Source organism: Crocosphaera watsonii WH 8501 (genome assembly GCF_000167195.1).
In the GTDB taxonomy this organism is placed as follows: domain Bacteria; phylum Cyanobacteriota; class Cyanobacteriia; order Cyanobacteriales; family Microcystaceae; genus Crocosphaera; species Crocosphaera watsonii.
In genome coordinates, this window is the sequence record NZ_AADV02000313.1 from 1 (window position 1) to 2,193 (window position 2,193).

General features: G+C 41.7%; 3 protein-coding genes. All 3 read right to left on the bottom strand.

All coding sequences use genetic code 11. From position 1 onward, the window contains the following. Positions 1–112: 112 nt before the first annotated feature. Positions 113–328 (bottom strand): hypothetical protein, encoded by a 216-nt coding sequence (locus CWATDRAFT_RS31290; RefSeq protein WP_157134217.1) that lies wholly within the window; start codon positions 326–328, stop codon positions 113–115. A 58-nt stretch (positions 329–386) separates the two neighbouring features. Further along, complete coding sequence (locus CWATDRAFT_RS32205) at positions 387–842, bottom strand: hypothetical protein (RefSeq protein WP_050018401.1); 456 nt, start codon at positions 840–842, stop codon at positions 387–389. Between the two features lie 498 nt (positions 843–1,340). Beyond that, positions 1,341–1,607, bottom strand: a complete 267-nt coding sequence (locus CWATDRAFT_RS31300; protein ID WP_085961778.1) for a pentapeptide repeat-containing protein — start codon at positions 1,605–1,607, stop codon at positions 1,341–1,343. Between the last annotated feature and the right edge of the window lie 586 nt (positions 1,608–2,193).

The window sequence follows — 2,193 nt, forward strand, 5'->3', positions numbered from 1 at the left end:
TCACTAACATCAAGATTGTCCCACGTTTTAGTGTAAAAGTCGAACACATTTTCACCACTAGGACTGATTAATCGAGTATCAATAGCAGAGTTGCCGCTAATACCATCGTAAATTAACTTTTGTCCCACCGTTCCGTCAAAGCTATAGACAATGCTATCTCCGAGTAACGTTTTACAAAATTATCGATTTCAAAAAGAATTTCGCTATCAGTTGCCCCATACTGTCTAATTTCATTGTACTCAGAGGCTACTTCTTCGGCATAGGCCATTGCAACTTCCATGTCACAGGAGGTTTTAACTAAATAGTTGCTGCCTGTTATTCGTTTCATTTCTCGCTTAAAAGCGTACATGTCACAGTCTTTATAGCTAAAGCTAAGGGGTTAGTTATTATGGGACATCAAAACCACAAGTGTAACGGAGGGTGATGTAACCACTTTGACCAGTGGAGGAGACTCTTACATGAGCATAATTAGAATCATAACCTATAAATTCAATGTCAGTACCATTACGGAGAGTACGGTTTGCATTGGGTTTACGGTTGTTACCACGGAGATAAACATTACCTGTTTCAGCATGACAGACCTGACCAGCGGAACCAAGGTTTGGGTTTATCATATAGCGGCGAACATCATCGGGAGTTCTCATACGGTATAGACCAGAGCAAGCAACTACTAAGCCAACGGGGATTACAACTAAACCGACGAGGGTAGAAACCATAACTGTAGCGATCTGATTATCAGAACAGATTTTCCAGAGTTGACCGAGAGAAACTGTACCATTTTGAGACTTAACTAGTTCGTCGAGTTGTTTGTTAGCGGTTTCGACAAGTTGTGTTAATATCATGGTTTAAACCTCTTTGTTTTTCGCTTATGTAATAGGGTCTACTTGCTAAAAGTTTAGCAATCTCCATCATGTCAGACCCTTTTTTTCATGGAGTTTTATTATCTTATCTTAATAATGAGCCTCTAAGCTCCTAAGCTCCGCACGATGCTCAACTTCTATTATTTTGAGTTGAGTCTCGTAGGAATGTTTTGCTTTACTTTCTATCTCTGCTTTGTTGACTTCAGGGGGGGGACATCAATGCGAACAACAAAGGTTCCACCTGGTCTCTTTTCTATTCCTTGAAAATCAACATTTTCTTGTCCGTATTCATTCTGTAACTCTTTGAGAGAGAGAAGAAAAGCTTTCCAATCAATGCCATCCAAAAATACCAGGTCTACGTTCCTGTTGGTCTTGTCTTAAGTAGACGTAGTCACAGATTACATTTTCTAGGTTAGTCTCACTGTTGATATTCCAATCTTGTATACAAGCTCCAGTCAAAGTAGCCCCATCAAAGTTAGTCTATAACGCTTGAACTCCAATGAGGTTAGCTCCAGTGAGGTTAGCTCCAACGAGTTTAGCTCCAGTGAGGTCGGCTCTTGTAAGGTTGGCTCCTCTGAGATAGCCATAATTGAGATAAGCATAGTTGAGATAGGCATTACTGAAGTAAGCTGTGTCGAGGTCGGCTCCTTCGAGCTCAATGTTCTCATCAGGATGAACTTTCCGCCATAGATTCCAAACCTCTACGCCCTCTTTTTTAAGTGTTCTTAGTTGCTCTTGGTTTGCCATTCCTTTCAATACCTCACAAAAGATTGTCCCACGTTTTGATAAAACTCTCTTGGGGGTTATTCCATTTTCCCCTATTAAGGGCAAGTAAAAGGTCTAAAATCCGCGCAACCCTGATTACGTAGTAATCTCAGCGATGACGAACCCCCCCCTTTTTTTACATTTTTAGGGGGGTATCGGCATTCTTGATTAGAACCCATGACCTATCCTGTTTTTTTAGTCTACGAAAATCTTTCAGGGTCTTTACAGGGAGATGAGTAAGCCCTAATCGGAAGTAAAAATCCTTTTCAACGTTGAACCCCAGTTGCAAATAATTCTGGCTCAGAGGGGCTATGATTGCTGTCCCAGCCTCGGATAATTGCAGGTCGTTACACTTAGTCGTAAAGACATATCGCCTCGTTAGGAGGGATAACATTTACAAAGCAGTCTTTAGTCCGCGCATACCTCCATGGACCACTTTGGAACAACACCTATGGGGTCATAACGGGGATGAGTACTGACATATCCATCTCAATAGCCTCGGTATTCCCTGTCACGATGGTAATTCTTGTGCCCCACCACGACGTTATATGCGCGACCTCTTTCATCT

What these genes read in the sequence shown, in the direction of transcription:
- CWATDRAFT_RS31290 (WP_157134217.1), bottom strand. Translation starts at nt 328, where the DNA reads ATGAAACGAATAACAGGCAGCAACTATTTAGTTAAAACCTCCTGTGAC.
- CWATDRAFT_RS32205 (WP_050018401.1), bottom strand. Translation starts at nt 842, where the DNA reads ATGATATTAACACAACTTGTCGAAACCGCTAACAAACAACTCGACGAA.
- CWATDRAFT_RS31300 (WP_085961778.1), bottom strand. Translation starts at nt 1,607, where the DNA reads ATGGCAAACCAAGAGCAACTAAGAACACTTAAAAAAGAGGGCGTAGAG.